18 protein-coding genes and 1 pseudogene are annotated in these 16187 nt (G+C 53.4%); 12 read left to right on the top strand and 7 right to left on the bottom strand.

The genetic code is table 11. The features are described from left to right. Positions 1 to 145: 145 nt before the first annotated feature. From AC1ME2_RS04705 to AC1ME2_RS04695, 3 genes are all read left to right on the top strand, one after another. The gene (locus AC1ME2_RS04705; protein ID WP_480439628.1) at positions 146 to 394 is read left to right on the top strand and encodes a CRISPR-associated endonuclease Cas3''; all 249 of its coding nucleotides are present in this window, start codon (positions 146 to 148) and stop codon (positions 392 to 394) included. Next, on the top strand, positions 357 to 1130 hold the full coding sequence (locus tag AC1ME2_RS04700; protein WP_480442421.1) for a hypothetical protein: 774 nt from the start codon (positions 357 to 359) through the stop codon (positions 1128 to 1130). The genes AC1ME2_RS04705 and AC1ME2_RS04700 overlap by 38 nt, the downstream gene beginning before the upstream one ends. Before the next feature lie 373 nt (positions 1131 to 1503). Continuing rightward, on the top strand, positions 1504 to 1944 hold the full coding sequence (locus AC1ME2_RS04695; protein WP_480439626.1) for a PRC-barrel domain-containing protein: 441 nt from the start codon (positions 1504 to 1506) through the stop codon (positions 1942 to 1944). An 11-nt stretch (positions 1945 to 1955) separates the two neighbouring features. Here AC1ME2_RS04695 and AC1ME2_RS04690 read toward each other — a convergent pair. Beyond that, positions 1956 to 2480 (bottom strand): annotated as a pseudogene (locus AC1ME2_RS04690) (transposase); the annotation flags it as partial. Positions 2481 to 2666: 186 nt separating this feature from the next. Between AC1ME2_RS04690 and AC1ME2_RS04685 the strand changes: the two are divergent. From AC1ME2_RS04685 to AC1ME2_RS04650, 8 genes are all read left to right on the top strand, one after another. Next, positions 2667 to 3014, top strand: a complete 348-nt coding sequence (locus AC1ME2_RS04685; RefSeq protein WP_480439624.1) for a winged helix-turn-helix transcriptional regulator — start codon at positions 2667 to 2669, stop codon at positions 3012 to 3014. A 70-nt stretch (positions 3015 to 3084) separates the two neighbouring features. Then, positions 3085 to 4062, top strand: a complete 978-nt coding sequence (locus AC1ME2_RS04680) for an IS5 family transposase (protein WP_463938938.1) — start codon at positions 3085 to 3087, stop codon at positions 4060 to 4062. Between the two features lie 496 nt (positions 4063 to 4558). Further along, positions 4559 to 4840: a hypothetical protein gene (locus AC1ME2_RS04675; protein WP_480439622.1), complete on the top strand. Its 282-nt coding sequence runs from the start codon at positions 4559 to 4561 to the stop codon at positions 4838 to 4840. Between the two features lie 53 nt (positions 4841 to 4893). After that, positions 4894 to 5511 carry a hypothetical protein gene (locus AC1ME2_RS04670; RefSeq protein WP_480439620.1) on the top strand — a complete coding sequence of 206 codons (618 nt, stop codon included), beginning with the start codon at positions 4894 to 4896 and terminating at the stop codon, positions 5509 to 5511. Positions 5512 to 5793: 282 nt separating this feature from the next. Next, on the top strand, positions 5794 to 6609 hold the full coding sequence (locus AC1ME2_RS04665) for a hypothetical protein (RefSeq protein ID WP_480439618.1): 816 nt from the start codon (positions 5794 to 5796) through the stop codon (positions 6607 to 6609). Beyond that, the gene (locus AC1ME2_RS04660; protein WP_480439616.1) at positions 6557 to 7048 is read left to right on the top strand and encodes a hypothetical protein; all 492 of its coding nucleotides are present in this window, start codon (positions 6557 to 6559) and stop codon (positions 7046 to 7048) included. Before AC1ME2_RS04665 ends, AC1ME2_RS04660 begins: the two co-directional genes overlap by 53 nt. A gap of 84 nt (positions 7049 to 7132) precedes the next feature. After that, a complete protein-coding gene (locus AC1ME2_RS04655; protein WP_480439615.1) occupies positions 7133 to 8116 on the top strand; it encodes an IS5 family transposase in 984 nt (327 codons plus the stop codon). Positions 8117 to 8405: 289 nt separating this feature from the next. After that, positions 8406 to 9902, top strand: a complete 1497-nt coding sequence (locus AC1ME2_RS04650) for a class I SAM-dependent methyltransferase (protein WP_480439614.1) — start codon at positions 8406 to 8408, stop codon at positions 9900 to 9902. Between the two features lie 70 nt (positions 9903 to 9972). Here AC1ME2_RS04650 and AC1ME2_RS04645 read toward each other — a convergent pair whose 3' ends face one another. From AC1ME2_RS04645 to AC1ME2_RS04625, 5 genes are all read right to left on the bottom strand, one after another. Beyond that, positions 9973 to 10173, bottom strand: coding sequence for a hypothetical protein (locus AC1ME2_RS04645; protein ID WP_480439613.1), 201 nt, complete (start codon positions 10171 to 10173; stop codon positions 9973 to 9975). 84 nt (positions 10174 to 10257) lie between these two features. Further along, complete coding sequence (tnpC, locus tag AC1ME2_RS04640; protein ID WP_480437053.1) at positions 10258 to 11790, bottom strand: IS66 family transposase; 1533 nt, start codon at positions 11788 to 11790, stop codon at positions 10258 to 10260. 17 nt (positions 11791 to 11807) lie between these two features. Then, complete coding sequence (gene tnpB, locus AC1ME2_RS04635) at positions 11808 to 12167, bottom strand: IS66 family insertion sequence element accessory protein TnpB (RefSeq protein WP_323569419.1); 360 nt, start codon at positions 12165 to 12167, stop codon at positions 11808 to 11810. An 82-nt stretch (positions 12168 to 12249) separates the two neighbouring features. Continuing rightward, positions 12250 to 12669 carry a hypothetical protein gene (locus AC1ME2_RS04630; protein WP_480439612.1) on the bottom strand — a complete coding sequence of 140 codons (420 nt, stop codon included), beginning with the start codon at positions 12667 to 12669 and terminating at the stop codon, positions 12250 to 12252. Further along, a complete protein-coding gene (locus AC1ME2_RS04625; RefSeq protein ID WP_480442000.1) occupies positions 12666 to 13373 on the bottom strand; it encodes a methyl-accepting chemotaxis protein in 708 nt (235 codons plus the stop codon). The genes AC1ME2_RS04630 and AC1ME2_RS04625 overlap by 4 nt, the downstream gene beginning before the upstream one ends. Positions 13374 to 14419: 1046 nt before the next feature. Here AC1ME2_RS04625 and AC1ME2_RS04620 point away from each other — a divergent pair. After that, positions 14420 to 14746, top strand: a complete 327-nt coding sequence (locus AC1ME2_RS04620; RefSeq protein WP_480439610.1) for a hypothetical protein — start codon at positions 14420 to 14422, stop codon at positions 14744 to 14746. A gap of 112 nt (positions 14747 to 14858) precedes the next feature. On the opposite strand, the gene glyA is transcribed toward AC1ME2_RS04620, so the two are convergent. Beyond that, positions 14859 to 16115 carry a serine hydroxymethyltransferase gene (gene glyA, locus AC1ME2_RS04615; protein WP_480439609.1) on the bottom strand — a complete coding sequence of 419 codons (1257 nt, stop codon included), beginning with the start codon at positions 16113 to 16115 and terminating at the stop codon, positions 14859 to 14861. Positions 16116 to 16187 lie beyond the last annotated feature (72 nt).

Genomic DNA, 16187 nt, shown 5'->3' with positions numbered 1-16187 from the left:
TGAAGGCCGATGATCTTCGAGCCTCAGCGGTGGATTTAAAGCGTTCGCACGGAGATTGAATGGGTTAGGCTGATGGCATATTGGTATTCGCGAGCGGTTAGCCAAGGCCAGATGTAGGTACGGAAGCGGAAAAAGGATTATTCGCATGCAGTCTTCGTTCTATGCTCACTCTGGGGATCATGCTGATCACTCGGATTGGCAGTTGTTGGCCGAGCATCTTGAATCGGTCGGATCTCTCGCGGCGAGCTTCGCCGTTTTTTTCTCCGCTACAGAATTGGCACGGGTAGCGGGCCTGCTGCATGACCTGGGCAAGTACAGCACAGAGTTTCAGTTACGCCTGAGCGGTGACTACGGGCGTGTTGATCACTCCACTTGGCGCACGTATTGCCTGTGAACGTTACGGGCCCCTGGGTAGATTGCTGGCCTTCGGCATCGCCGGGCACCATGCGGGCTTGGCTAATGGCCGTGACCCTGGTGAGCGCACCGCGCTGAGCGACCGACTGCGTGCCGAATTACCCCGTTTGTTGCCCGCTTGGCTTGATGAAATCGAGTTACCTGCGCAAAGCGCGCTGCCGGCACCCGCAGGCTTTCGCGGTATTCGAGGGCGCACCCAGTTCCAGTTGGCATTCCTTGGGCGGATGATTTTTTCCTGTCTGGTGGATGCCGACTTTCTCGATACGGAGAACTTCTACAACCGGATTGAGAAGCGCAAAGTGCTGCGCGGTGAGCCACAGCCAAGCTTGATGCAGTTGCGTACTCAGCTAGATGGCTACCTTGGGCGCTTCAAGGCGGACTCCCCGGTCAACCAGTTACGCGCAGAAATTCTCAGCGAGGTGCGCGGTCGGGCGCCGCTTGCCCCTGGGTTGTTCTCGCTGACGGTCCCCACCGGGGGTGGCAAGACCCTGGCATCCCTGGCGTTCGCCCTGGACCATGCCATCACCCACGGCCTGCGCCGGATTATTTTTGTTATTCCCTTCACCAGCATTGTGGAGCAGAACGCTGCGGTTTTTCGACAAGCTCTCGGCGCATTGGGTGGTGCGGTCGATCGTGCGGGAGCCCTGCTGGTTGCGGACGATGTCGGCAACGTCGTGTGGCGGGTGACGCCCGTGCCACCGTCGAAGGAATGGTGATGAGACGGACGTCCACGTCAGGGGAAATCGAACACAAACGATGAATAAAGACGGTCTTCTAACCTATCGAAGCCCGAGGAACGACAGGATAACCAGGACGATCACAACTGCTCCGACGATGTAGACGATGTTGTTCATGAAATCCACCTCTCAACCTGAATAGGATTGCGAAACCAGGGTGTTGCAAATACAAGGTACGGCACCTTTGCTCGCAATTCCGTTCGATAACACACATAGCTCCTTTCCTCATTCGCAACGTGTCCTGGCGCACAGACCGCCCCCGGCTTTGCGTACAGCATGAACACACGCAGCGCCGAAACCTTGGATTGACGCTGCGCTCGATTAACCCCGTGGTTATTGCCAGGAGCTGAACATGAACTATGAAGAACGCGACACCTATGGCATGTACAAGGTCACCGCCGGCGTGGCGACCGATCCCAACATGAGTCCGGGACCCGGACCTCGGTTGATGGGTGCAGACACCCTTATCGGAAATGACGTCTACAACCATAAGGACGAAGATCTGGGTGACATCAAGGAGATCATGCTGGACTTGCGCAGCGGTCGGGTGGCCTATGCGGTACTGTCCTTCGGTGGCTTTCTCGGCATGGGCGAGAAGCTGTTTGCCGTGCCGTGGAGCGCATTGACGCTCGATACGGTGAATAAACGCTTCGTGCTGAGCGTCGACAAAGAGCGCCTCGCCGATGCGCCTGGATTCGACAAGGACAAGTGGCCTGATATGCAGGACCCGACCTGGAGTAAGGAAATCCATGCTTACTACGGCACGACGGCGAATGCGGATGACCGGTTTTAGGACCAGCCCTTTCAAGGTGTTTTCCTTTTATGGGCCTTGAGCACCCGATCCGTCGATACATGCGCATTCGCAGCTCTGCCCTCCAGCCACTCCTTGGGTTTGGCGATTTTCGGTCCGCGTATGCTCTTGGCAACCTGCTTGGGCTTGATATTCCTGGCCGGCGCCAACAGGCGCTGTGCCAGAGTTTCTGAGGTCGTTTGAAGTGATAGGTAATCCGAGGGCAGCGCGATCTGCATGCCCTCATAACCGCTGCGCACTTGCACGGCCAGATGGAAGGTCGATGCCTCCCATCCCTCTGGCTGCGTCTCGCAGTGAGCCTGCTCCACACTACGTTTGAGAACCGCCAAAACGTTGTAGGCCAAGATCGCCGAAGCAAAGCCCAGCAAGGCCGCCCGTGGGGAGCCGAGGCTTTCGATTTCACTGTCCAGTACTGATTCAAGACGCTGGAACATCCCTTCTATACTCCAGCGACGGCGGTATAAATCGGCGATCTGCTCGGCACTGATGGTGTCGGGCAAGTTGCTCCAGAAGCACATCAGAAAGGGAGCAACTGCCAGCGATGTAGTAAAGCTTCACGAGCGATCTCCTAATAGGTCGAATATGTCACTTCCACCGAGAAAGTGACGGATGATTATTTTAGGGATCCAGTATATAAAAGGAAGAAGGCGCTTTTTTATCATCTAGGTACAAAAAATATACCTTAATGAAGCACGAGGAAGACTATGAAAAAGAATGTGACTGGCTGCTCAGTGGAGGAAGTCATGCGCCTGTTAGGTGGTCGCTGGCGTCTCCTGCTGGTGTCGTATCTTCTCGACGGGCCTAAGCGCTTCAATGAGCTGCGGCGTGATGTCCCGGGAATCTCGCAGCGGATGCTGACCCTCGACCTACGGGCACTTGAGGAAGTCGGCTTGGTGAAGCGCACGGTGTTCCCGACAGTCCCTGTCAAAGTGGAATACGAGCTAACCGAGGAAGGCAACCGGTTGAAGCCCGTCGTCAGCGTAATGCAGGACTTTGGTTTGTGGCTGAAGCAAAGCGGGAAAACCCTTATACCGTCAGACCAAGAGAGTTAGGGAAACTCTGAAAAAGACTTCCAAATCTGGTGAAATACGCCTGTCCCACGAACTGAACGGTTGAGCCCCGATGAAGCAAATGTCTTTCGCTGATGCCGAGTACGCAGGCAAACGTAAGCAGACCCGCCGTGAGCGTTTCCTGATTGAGATGGATCAGGTCGTGCCCTGGAAAGGCCTGATTACGTTGATCGAGCCGCATTATCCGAAGGGTGAAGGCGGTCGTCCGGCGTATCCGTTGATGGCCATGCTGCGGGTTCATCTGATGCAAAACTGGTTCGGCTACAGCGACCCGGCGATGGAAGAGTCCCTCTACGAAACCACGATTCTGCGCCAGTTTGCCGGGCTGCATTTGGATCGGATTCCGGATGAAACCACGATCCTCAACTTCCGCCGGCTGTTGGAAAAACATGAGCTGGCCGGTGGGATTTTGCAGGTCATCAACGGCTATTTGGGCGACCGAGGTTTGCTGCTACGTCAAGGAACTGTGGTCGATGCGACGATCATTCATGCGCCCAGTTCGACCAAGAACAAGGACGGTAAACGCGACCCCGAAATGCACCAGACAAAGAAAGGAAATCAGTACTATTTCGGGATGAAATCGCACATCGGTGTCGATGCTGAATCCGGTCTGGTGCATAGCGTAGTGGGTACGGCGGCGAATGTGGCCGACGTGACTCAGGTCGATCAGTTGCTGCATGGCGAGGAAACTTACGTCTCTGGCGATGCCGGTTACACCGGCGTGGAGAAGCGTGCGGAGCATCAACATCGCCAGATGATCTGGTCGATCGCAGCGCGACCCAGCAGCTATAAGAAGCATGCAAAAAAGAGCCTGATCGGTCGCATGCGCCGCAAAATCGAATACGCGAAAGCTCAAGTCCGGGCCAAGGTTGAGCATCCCTTCCGGGTGATCAAGCGCCAGTTTGGTTATACGAAAGTCCGCTTCCGAGGCTTGGTGAAAAACACCGCGCAGCAGACCACACTGTTTGCCTTATCGAACCTTTGGATGATGCGAAAACGACTATTGAATGCAGGCGAGGTGCGCCTGTGATGTGGACAATGAGCCCTGAAAAGGTGCTCTTCCGCAAAAAATAGTGAACTGACAGGAGGAAAGGTCTGATTTTCGATTAAGTCGGTGTTTTTTGAACCTCAGACAGCGAGGCCGTTAAAAACGGCTGCTTACTTCAGACCTTCCTTAGGCCCAATCAATGGGTCGAAACCGGCCAGTCGTGACAGGCAGCTAACGACCCATAGCTGCCGATCAGCATCGACAGAAATTGGCCGAAAAGATCTGTCATGAGCCCTTGAGTAATCCGACTAGTGTAGCCTCATGCAGCGCCAGGTTGAATTCGTACCATTTATGTACTACTAATATCCAATCGGCAGAACCTGGCGCTAGGACTTACTTAGCTGCATTAGTCGGTAATGGGCTAAAGCAGATCATGGATACGCTGCTACTGACTCCGAAACATGTTGAAGCCAGACACAGATTTTAATATTATGCTAACGCTGTAATTTACTCATAATTAAATCCAGAAGACGTTCACATGCCTGATCGAATTTTTTACTCCTGGCAGTCAGACTGCCCATCTAACACCAATCGTAGTTTAATTCTTACTGCGATTGAAAAAGCGATTGAGTCCTTAAAGAAAGAAGAATCAACTACTATCGATCCTGTGATCGATAGAGATACCCTTGGTTTGGCCGGCTCACCAGATATTAGCCAATCCATATTTTCAAAAATTGACGAAGCATCTATATTCATCTGCGATGTATCGATTATTAATGGTGGTGGAGGCGCAGGCCCACGCCGAATCCGAATGTTCTGATAGAGCTGGGTTATGCTGTGAAATCCCTCGGTTGGCACAGAGTAATAATGGTCATGAATAGCCATTTTGGAACGCCGGAAGACCTACCCTTTGATCTTCGTTCAAAACGTGTGCTAACTTACAATGTGGCGTCTGAAGCAGAGGAAAAAGCACCGGTCAGAAATGCCTTGATGAAAACTATCACGGCAGCATTAAAGGCTGTTTTTGAAAACCATGGATCAATTAAAAATGAGGCCAAACAGCAACCGGGTCAACCGGCAAGAGAATCAGATAAATCTCTTTTTGAAGAGTTTAAAAATATTATCCCTTCAAAGGGAACTATTAGCTTCATTGATGAGCAAAATATGGCCGGTTTTTCTTGGCCTGCAAAGGAACTGCATGATCTAGAAAAATTCTACTACGAGTGGAATGATGCGGAGCATGAGTTTTTAGATAACGAATTAGAATTGCTCAGAGAAAAACTGCATTCACTAATTGGTGACTATTTGGGTCAAATTGCAACGAATACTTTTCCTGCAAATAATCCGGAACGTCAAACTGTGCCGCCGGAATGGGAAGAGAAAAACCCAAAGATGTTCTTTGACGTCGTCAACAAATTGCATGAGACAGCGGGTCAAATAGTCGAGACTCATCAAGCACTTATCCGTGCGGGACGAAAAGTTCTTGAGTAAGACTACATCCCTTGTCAATAAGTCCTAGCGTGCCGTATGGGCGCAGTTCCAAAGCGCAGCCTTGTTGCGCTCCCGTGACCGCTAGCTAGCAAGTAAGTATTCGATCCAGGCGTCTTGTTTGGCCGGATGCATACCACGGTGATAGGCAATCCCGGCAAAAGAGTGACTCAGTGCTTCTACCATACGATAGGACTTGGCCAATTTCTTGATGCTAGAATAAAAATTTACTTCTTTTTTGACAGCTAATACCGTACGCGTCGACTACCAACTTGTGAGAAATAAATGAAATTAAGAACTACCAAAGATGGGATGGAAGGCGCCTATGAGCCTTCCTATTTTTTCATGAGGATCGAGACCGCAGAAAAGCTAGACAGCAATATAGACAGGCATAGCCAGACGTTTATTCATGAGTACATTCACTTTATTCAAGATATTTTTCTTCCTTATTGCGTGCGAAACAATGTTAATGAGGTTTATCGATTTGTCTATATCACGGATAAAACAAAAAAAGAACCAATATTAAGGCCTTTTGATGATTGGAGCCCTGAGCTACTATGCATAGAGCGACAACACAAGCAAACCTGGGGGTATTCGAAACCTGTAAAGAGTGCCTTAAAAATAACTGGTTACGAACGTGATGAGTATGTGATAAAGGAGACTCAAGCGCGCGTTTTTAAATACACAGCATTAATGGGGGGAGATATTAAGCACCCGATTGGCGCAAAGGATATGCTGGAGTATATAGCGCACAAGATAGAGTCGAAGCACTGGTTGACAGATCAGCCAGATATACCTTACAGAATCATGGATATGGTTTTTGAAAATCTTGGACTTGGCAATATTCCGGAAATGTGTAAGATAGCATTAGTTGAATTCTGCTTGCACAACGATAACCCGGTGCACCATCTATTTCAAATAGTAAACTCAATTCAAAATGGCAGTCTCGGCCTTCAAGGAGTCGAGCAATGTTTTTTTCATTTCGACTTTCTTGAATATGTACTTCAACGGATTTTATGGGGGGGCGCGAGGCGGATTCGAGGAAACGATGCATACAAAAGCTCAGCGCAGGCTTTCGACCATACAAGATTATCTAGATAGAAAGTATCCAGTCGAACATTTTCGAGATATTAGTGGCTGGATTGGAGATGTGATAGCTTACGTTTCCGACAACCTCAAAGGCAGATTTTATTTTTCTGAACTCTACCACAAGAATAAAGAAGGTTTTCTAGTTGAGATAGACAAGTTGATGGAGGCGCTTGGCGTTCCACTAGTATTCAACTCTATGGAAGAGCATGTTTCCTTGCTGCCAGAAAAATATAACAAAGATAGCTTTATACAGTTTTACGCATCCTTTAAGTTCAATGGGTTTCTTACTCACACGAATCAAACCTGCCCGATGTGTCATTTTTGCGAAAGCTCGAATCCTGATATTATGAACCCTGACTGTGTAGATAATATTATACGTAAAATTTCCGAAGACAACCAGTGCCCCTTTGGTCAGTTTCTAAATAATCATCAAATAAATATTATTCGCTAGTGTGAGTCCTAGGGAAACTCTGAAAAAGGTTTCCAAATCTGGTGAAATGTCCTCCATCACACGAGCTGAACGGTTAAGCCCCCCATGAAGCAGATTTCCTTCGCCGATGCTGAGTACGCAGGTAAACGTAAGCGAACCCGCCGTGAGATTTTCTTGAGCGAGATGGACAAGGTTGTGCCATGGAAGGGGTTGATCGCTTTGATCGAGCCGCATTATCCAAAAGGCGAAGGGGGCCGCCCGGCGTATCCGTTGATGGCCATGTTGCGTGTGCACCTGATGCAGAACTGGTTCGGCTATAGCGATCCAGCAATGGAAGAGTCGCTTTATGAAACCACGATTCTGCGCCAGTTCGCGGGGTTGAATCTGGAACGCATTCCCGACGAAACCACGATTCTCAACTTCCGCCGCCTGCTGGAGAAAAACCATCTTGCCGGGGGCATCCTAGAGGTCATTAATGGCTATCTGGGGGACCGAGGTTTGATGCTTCGTCAGGGCGCTATTGTTGACGCCACGATCATTCATGCGCCGACGTCGACCAAGAATAAAGAGGGTAAACGCGACCCGGAAATGCATCAGACCAAGAAAGGAAATCAGTATTTTTTCGGGATGAAAGCGCACATCGGAGTGGACGCTGATACGGGCCTGACGCACAGCGTGGTGGGCACCGCTGCCAATGTCGCGGACGTTACCCAGGTCGATCAGTTGCTGCATCGCGAAGAGACCCATGTCTGTGGCGACGCGGGCTACACCGGCGTGGAAAAGCGGGCTGAGCACGAGGGTCGCGAGATGATCTGGTCGATCTCGGCCAGACCCAGCAGCCGACGCAAGCATGGGGAAAAAAGCATCATTGGCCGCGCGTTGCGCAAGATTGAATACGCCAAATCGCAAACCCGGGCCAAGGTCGAGCACCCGTTTCGAGTCATCAAGCGTCAATTTGGTTACACCAAGGTGCGGTTTCGCGGACTGGTAAAAAACACAGCGCAGTTGGTGACACTGTTTGCATTGTCGAACCTGTGGATGGCGCGCCGACATTTGATGGACCCTGTAGGACAGGTGCGTCCGCAATAAGGAAATTAAGGATAAAAAGTGCCAAAACCCGGCTTATTCATTGAAAAAGTCGACATTTTCAAAACTTCAGCGAGGTGCTTTCTTTTTGGGCACCTGACGCCCGATTTGCTGGAAAAAAGAGGCGTTACTTCAGACCTTCCCTAGGGGGGCGGCCCATTCCCTTGAAGGTTTTCAGCTCTTCGGCTGGGTTGCACTCAGCTTTTGCGGCCGCCCATGATAACTATGATAGTTTACGAAGAATTTGATCATGCGATAGGGGGATGGAATGGGGAACTGGGCTGAGGGGTATGTGAGTGAGGTTGATTATGTGTTTGGGTATTGCAACGAGCTAAACCCCCAGCGGATTTCCTTGGCTTTTTTAAATGTCGGATTGGCGGTGCCGTTTATTGGGACTGCCTGTGAGCTTGGCTTTGGACAGGGGGTCACTGCTAATTTACATGCGGCGGCCTCTGTCACTGAGTGGTGTGGTACTGACTTTAATCCCACGCAGGCTGGTTTTGCCCAAGAATTGGCTGCGACGTCGGGAAGCGGGGCGAGATTCTACGATGATGCCTTCGCAGAGTTTGCCAGTCGAACGGATCTGCCTGATTTTGACTTCATAGGGCTGCATGGTATTTGGAGCTGGATATCCGATAAAAATCGCGATGTGATAGTTGATTTTATTCGTCGAAAGCTCAAGGTTGGCGGCGTCGTTTATATAAGTTATAACACTCAGCCAGGGTGGTCTTCATTTACGCCCATGCGCCAGTTGCTAAGCCAATACCTGGATGTCATGAGCGCCCCGGGGCAAGGCATTGAAACTCGGATTCGTGAGGCGCTTGAGTTCGCCACTCAATTTCTCGCCACCAATCCTGCTTATGCATTAAAAAATCCTCAAGTGGTTGATCGCATAAAGAAAATGAAGGAGCAGCCCCTTCAGTACGTTGCGCATGAGTTTTTTAACTCTGATTGGCATCCTATGCACTTCGATACCTTTGCGAAGTGGCTTGCGCCTGCGAAGTTGCACTATGCATGCTCAGCACGTTATTTAGATAATATCGAATCGGCGAAATTGACAGCTGAACAACAGTCGTTTTTGAAAACGATTTCAGACCCTGTGCTCCACCAGTCTCTCTTTGACTTCATGGTTGATCAGCAATTCAGGCAAGACTATTGGGTCAAAGGGCCAAGAAAAATAGACGAAATTACGCAAAAAAATGCCTTGAGATCATTAAGTTTTATTCTGACTACTTCCTATAAAAAAATACCGGCTGGGTATACGACTGCTCAGGGTCTGATTAATGTGCATTTTGTTGTCGAGTTATTGGCTGACCATCGACCTAAAACGCTGGGGCAGTTGGAGGAGGCTCTCAAACCTAAAGGTATAGATTTTTCTCAATTGGTAGAAGCTGTTATATGCCTAAGCGCTCATAATTTCTTATCAACCGTGCAAGATGATTCAGTTATCGAAAAAGTCCGTAACCACTCAGAAAGTATCAACCTTTACCTGATGAACATGACCAAGCGCGGAGGGCAAGTAAAGTACCTTGCTAGTCCGGTGACAGGGGGTGGGGTGGCGGTGGAGGCTTTTCATCAGTTATTCCTGCTTGCACTTAAAAACGGCAAGAGTAAACCTGTTGAATGGGCAGAATCAGCGTGGCAGGTGATGGCCTCAAAAGGGCAGGGGGTCAATAAAAATGGAAGAACGTTGGAAACTGCTGAAGAGAATCTTTTCGAATTAACGGCTTACGCCAACGACTTCGAAAGTACGTCACTGCCAATCCTGAGGGCTTTGCAGATCGCCTAGAACGACGGGGTTGTATTGGGCGAGCCAGAGAGTGCGTCGCCCGGATTTCACTACAAGCAAACGCTACGCCTTAGTCCAGGTCCCGGCGAATGGCGTCGAGTCGTTCGTCGAGCAATGGGGTGAGCAGGGCGTAGCACTCCGCAGGGGTGATGGACACTGTGGCGGTGCCGATGAGGCAGCGTTGCAGCCGCTCAAGCGCATCGCGCAGCGAGCGGGGGGCATGTCTGAGTAAGCGCTCGTGCAGGTACTGCAACTGGATAAGCATTTCCAATGGGCAGCTCCGATGGGCGGCTGCGCGCACCGACAGACCGTAAGCGACCCATAAACCCCACGTACCGTTAGATGGGGTTTACGTTTACCTTGGCATCTCTGGCGAGCAGTTCCAAGGCAGCAAGGCTTCGAAGTCTTCTACCGACGAGGCTTGTGGCAGGCGTTCAAGTACGTGGCGCAGCCACGTATAGGGCTCCTGGCCGTTGGCTTTGGCAGTTTCGACCAGGCTGTAGATCTGGGCACTGGCGGTGGCGCCCTTGGGTGTGTCGCTGAACAGCCATGCCTTGCGACCTATCACAAACGGCTTTACTGCTCTTTCGGCGACGTTGTTGTCGATGGGTAAAAAGCCAGCCTCTGTGTAGCGCTCAAGCTTGCTCCAGTTGCTGGCCAGGTAACTGACGGCTCGGCCGAGCACGCTCTGCGGCGTAATCTGCGGATGTGTTTTCTCTAGCCAGCTTTTCAGTTGCGCCAAGACCGGCAAACTCTTTTCCTGCCGACCGACAAAACGTTGTTCATCGCTTACGTCTTTCAGTTCACGCTCGATACCGTACAGCTTGTTAATCATCGTCAGGGCTATATCGGCACGGCCAGTTTTGCCCTTGGGTTGCACTTTTTGCGCTTCGACGAACTTGCGTCGAACGTGCGCCAGGCAAGCCAGTCGCGTAACGCCCGGTTGCACACCCAAGGCGTTATAGCCGGCGTAATCGTCGGTCATCAGGTAACCCCGATAACCTTCAAGCAGGCGCAGCGGCACCTCCTGCGCACGGCTGGTCGTGTAGTCAAACAGCACTACTTTTCGATCCGGCGGCCCGCTGGCCTGCACCCACATCCAGGATTGGCTGGTCGGGTCTCGACCCGGCTCTTTCAGGACTTGCACCCGAGTTTCATCGCAGTGGACGACGGGGCTTTCCAGCAATCGGTCCCGCATTAAATTCAGCAGAGGCTGCAAGTGTTCGCCGCACTGGATAACCCAGCGCGCCAATGTCTGGCGCGGGATATCCACGCCGTGGCGGCTGAGTACTGTTTCGAAGCGATGCAGCGGCAGTCCGTCGACATACTTGGTGGTCAGCAGCATCGCGAGGACACTGGGGCTGGCCATGCTCTTTTCAATCAACTGCGCCGGTTTGTCAGCGGTGACCGGGGCGGTTTCACAGCCACGGCACCCGTAAATTTTGCGGATGTGTTTGATGACGCGGATCTGCATCGGCACGATCTCCAGCTGTTCGCTGGTTTCTTCACCGATGGTGTGTTTGCGGCAACCGCAGGCACAGGTCAGTTCGTGTTCGGGCAGCTCGTGGATGACTTCAATGCGCGGCAGGTCGGCAGGCAGTGGTTTGCGTTTGCCACGACGTTTGGTGGGGGCAACGACTTCTTCGTCAGACTCTTCACTGACCGGAATCACGATGCTTTCGGGCTCATTAAAGAGCGCGAGTTGCGGCGTCTGCGGATCGACTGTTTGCTCGGACTTGCGACCGAATAATCGGTCGCGCAACAACTTGATCTGCTCTTTCAGATCGACGATCTGGCCCTTGTCTACTTGACGCTCACCGAGCATCTGCACAAGCATTTGCTTGAGCAGAACCGGATCATCAGGAAGGTTATCAGGCATCAAATTCATGCCCGGATTATATCCGATCAGGCGACGAATCGAGGGGTTAAAACTTGATGTGGGCGGTTGCGCCAGAGGTCAAAACCATCCAGCAACCAGTTCAGTTCTTGAACGGTCAGCACGATGGCCTCGTCAGTGATGTCGGGCGATGTTTTGAAACGTTCGGACTCCAGGCGCTTAAGCCAGAGGCAAAAACCGTTGCGCTCCCAGTAGAGTATTTTCACTCGATTACGGGGGCGATTCAGGAAGACGAAGAGTACAGGGTCGAACACTGCGACTTTGATATCCAGTTCGACCAGAGCGGCCAGGCCGTCGATTGACTTTCGAAAGTCCACCGGCTTGGGGTAGAGATACACTTTTTCAACTTTGGCGTCGGGTCGCATCATGACGGTGCTGGCTCCAGAGAGAGATCGGGAGCACAGCGTCAGGCATTAGCCGACGGCTTGGAATGTGTGCTTTATGGCGCGCTTACGACAGACCGCGCAGCCGTCCCAGGTCTTCCAGCTCCCAACAGCGCTCGGCGATGCTTGGGGGCTGCAGATTGATTGCGCAACGATGCAGCTCAAGGTGCTGGATTGTGCCCAGCAGGTCTTGCAGCAAACGGCAATGACCATCGAAATCCGCAGATTCGCGGCGTAATGTTTGCCAGTTCTGCCGCTGTGCCGCATACGGCCACTCCTTCCAGCGGTGGTCCAGTGAGGCGCCCAGCGCTTGGCAGCGCTGTCGTGCGTCGCTGGTGGTCTGTCCGCCAAGACCGCGATGCTGCTGCAAACCTTGCAGCAAGTCGAGGCCCTGCAACAGTGCTCGTCGTAGTGCCGGGCCGCTCTGCGGCGGCTGCATTCGTGGCGATTGCCCATCATCGAATGGCGCGGCGAATTGTGGGTTCATGTGCGGCTTCCGACGGTGAGCTGGTTGAGATAGCGGGTTAGATCGTGCAATGCATGAGTCTGTGTGCTCTGCACCTGCACGGCCTCATTGACCTGCTGCAGTTGTTCGCTGAGAGCATGGTTGGCTTGTTGGTGCTCGCTGAGCGCGTGTTGCATGGCGCCGAGTTGTTGCAGATTGGTCTGGCTCCGGTGGGCCAGGTCGTCGAGGTTGGTAGCGAGGAACTCGCTCTGCTGGTTGCCGGCTTCCAGCAGATGGCGGTGTTCTTTGACCTCGCCATCCACTTGGCGCACTGCCATGGCGATCGCCGTCGCGGCCTTTGTGATTTCGTGGGTCGCCTGGTCGGTGGCTTGGGCCAGGCTGCGGACTTCATCTGCGACCACGGCGAAACCACGCCCGTGCTCACCCGCCCGGGCGGCCTCGATGGATGCATTGAGTGCCAGCAACTGGGTCTGCTTGGCCAGCGCCTGGATGCTATTCACCGTTTTTTCGACGGCTGCGGTGCGCAGCAGCAACGCTTCCACGGCCTGCGCGGTATTGCCCAGGCTGTGCTGGATGGCGAGCATGCTGCCGCCCACGGCACGCGCCTCCAGGCAACCTGCGTCGCTTCGGGCATGAGCGTCGGCAAAGGCCGTCAGCGCATCCTGGGCCAAGGCGTCGATGCTGTGCAGGGTCTGGTCGATCTGCTCGCTGGCAGCAGCGATCATGGCGATTCGTTGGCTCTGTTCCTCACCTTGGTCGCTGGCCTGCTGGGCCATCTGCTCCAAGGCGCGGCTGGCGAACTGTACTTCGCTGCGCATGCGTTCGCTTTTGCGCAGTGAAGTGCTTGTGGTCACCAGCAGCATCGCGGGGTCGGCATCCCGTGAACTGCGCAGTAGGCGTGCCAGTTCGGTGTTCCAGAATGTCTGTAGCCGGCGTTCATCGCGCTCGCGCAATTGCCAGGCACAGCCTAGGTAGAGAACGCAAGGGATGAGGGGTAGTGCGCTGGCGGGCTGTTCGGCTAGCGCGAGAGCACAGGCGACGAGGGCCAGTCCTAGCGGAAACCAGAGGCCGATCCCGCTGCGTTCCAATAGGGCCATGCCTGGTTTGAATAATGCTTTGCCAAGTGAGCTGCCTACAGGGTTGGGCTTGCCGGCATCCCTGTGCAGCGCTGCGGTGGCATGACCCGGGGGGAGTATTCCTTGAGCAGACATGAGGATTTCCTTTTATGCCCGGATGAACGCAAAAACGGCGCACGCTCACCTTCCGCAATGCGGAAGGGAGCGGACGCCGTTGCCCGTAATGTGTGTGAAGCCATCGCCGTTGATGGCTCAAGTGTGATGAGAACAAGCAAATTGCTTGCCAGCCGTTGCCGTCGGCGGCAAGCAAGCGTGTCGCCCGCGCAGCGAAAAGGGCAGTTCCATTCGATTGCCCTCGATGAGCGATGGGCTTGGCGCGGAACGCGCGGGTAGTAACAACCAGACAAGAAGAGCAACAGGCTTACTTATTTTTTCTTCAGGCTTGATCCTGATATTTACGGAGACGACGGAAAAGACGATCAACGCACCAGTCGCGGGAATTACCGAGCCGCAATGCTCTGTTCTGGTTCGAATCCACTGCAATTTTGCCAGGGTGTCTGATATTCGTCGGCTAGACACAATGGCCATGGGCAGTGCATTACACTGCAGCGGAATCCGTCTAGGTATCTGCGCACGCTGTAGACTGCCTGCCAAAACCGGTCTAGGTCCGGCAAGACATTACAAGGATTCACGTTATGGAGTCGCCACTGGAAACGGTTGCCCTGTTCTCCCTCAAGCTGGCTTATGAGAAGGAAGGCGCCAGTCCGATTTTGCGTAAAGACACGGTAATGAGTGATTATCAGAAGGACGTGTTCGGCTTGCTGGTGCGTAGGGGTGATGTCCATGCTATCCAGCTTAAAATCGATGAGTGCCTGGGGCTGGCGTTGAACGCTTTAGGCGTCGATACACCGCTAGGGCGGGAGCTTCATAAGCTGTCAGCTGACTTTAATGGCGCTGAGACGATGGAGGCGCTTGATGCCCCGTTGACTGCACTCAAGGACTATTTAAAAGACGCTCAGTAATAAGCCGTCGTCAGGGTACGACGAGCGCACCAGTAGGCCTGCGTGGGTGAGCATGTCGATGTCATGCTCACCCACGCGCTGCATGACAGCGAGTACTTTTCTTACTGGCGGATCAGTCGCGGTAGACAGGGAAATCAGCGCACAACGCCGCCGCTTGCCTGGCGACGTGCGCCTCGACATCGGCATCGCCGAGGTGATCGAGGATGTCGCAGATCCAGCCGGTAAGCTCGATACTCTGAGCTTCCTTGAAACCTCGGGTGGTGATCGCCGGCGTGCCGATCCGCAGGCCAGAGGTCACGAACGGCGATTGCGGGTCGTTGGGGACTGCGTTCTTGTTCACGGTGATACCGGCACGCCCCAGGGCAGCATCGGCTTCTTTGCCGGTCAGGCCCTGGCGGATCAGGCTGACCAGGAACAGGTGATTGTCGGTACCGTCGGAGACCACGTCGTAGCCACGCTCGATAAAGACCTTGGCCATCGCCTGGGCGTTGCGGATCACTTGTTGCTGATAGACCTTGAAGCCCGCCTCCAGCGCTTCCTTGAAACACACGGCCTTGGCAGCGATCACGTGCATCAACGGGCCACCTTGGCCGCCGGGGAATACCGCCGACTGGAGCTTTTTCTCCAGATCCGGATTGGCCTTGGCCAGAATCAAACCACCCCGTGGACCGCGCAGGGTTTTGTGGGTCGTGGTGGTCACGACGTCAGCGTACGGCAGCGGGTTCGGGTACAGTCCTGCGGCGACCAGCCCTGCGACATGGGCCATATCAACAAACAGATAAGCGCCCACTTTGTCGGCAATTTCACGGAAGCGTGGGAAGTCCAGGGTCTTGGAGTAGGCAGAGAAACCCGCGATGATCATTTTGGGTTTGTGCTCGACGGCCAGACGTTCGACTTCGTCGTAATCGATCAGGCCGGTGGCGGTGTCGATACCGTATTGCACGGCGTTATACAGCTTGCCGGAAAAACTGACTTTGGCGCCGTGAGTCAGGTGGCCGCCGTGCGCCAGGCTCATGCCCAACACGGTGTCGCCGGCTTGCAGCAAGGCCAGATAGACCGCCGCGTTGGCCTGGCTGCCGGAGTGCGGCTGAACGTTGGCGTAGTCGGCACCGAACAGCTGTTTGGCACGATCGATGGCTAACTGTTCGACCACGTCGACGTGCTCGCAACCACCGTAGTAGCGCTTGCCTGGATAACCTTCAGCGTACTTGTTGGTCAGCCCGCTGCCCTGGGCTTCCATCACGCGCTTGCTGGTGTAGTTTTCCGACGCGATCAGCTCGATGTGATGCTCTTGCCGGGCTTCCTCGGCGTTCATTGCTGCCAACAGTGTGTCGTCGTAGCCTTTGATTTGGTCGTGCTTGCTGAACATGGCGCAATCCTCTGTGTTTTTGTTGGATACCGCCGCCGTTCATGACGGAAGCAAGGGCATTGGGGAGCCTGT

Source organism: Pseudomonas sp. ASL9, from assembly GCF_056680335.1.
Note: the sequence above shows the minus strand (reverse complement) of the source record. Positions and strands in the feature narration are given on the sequence as shown.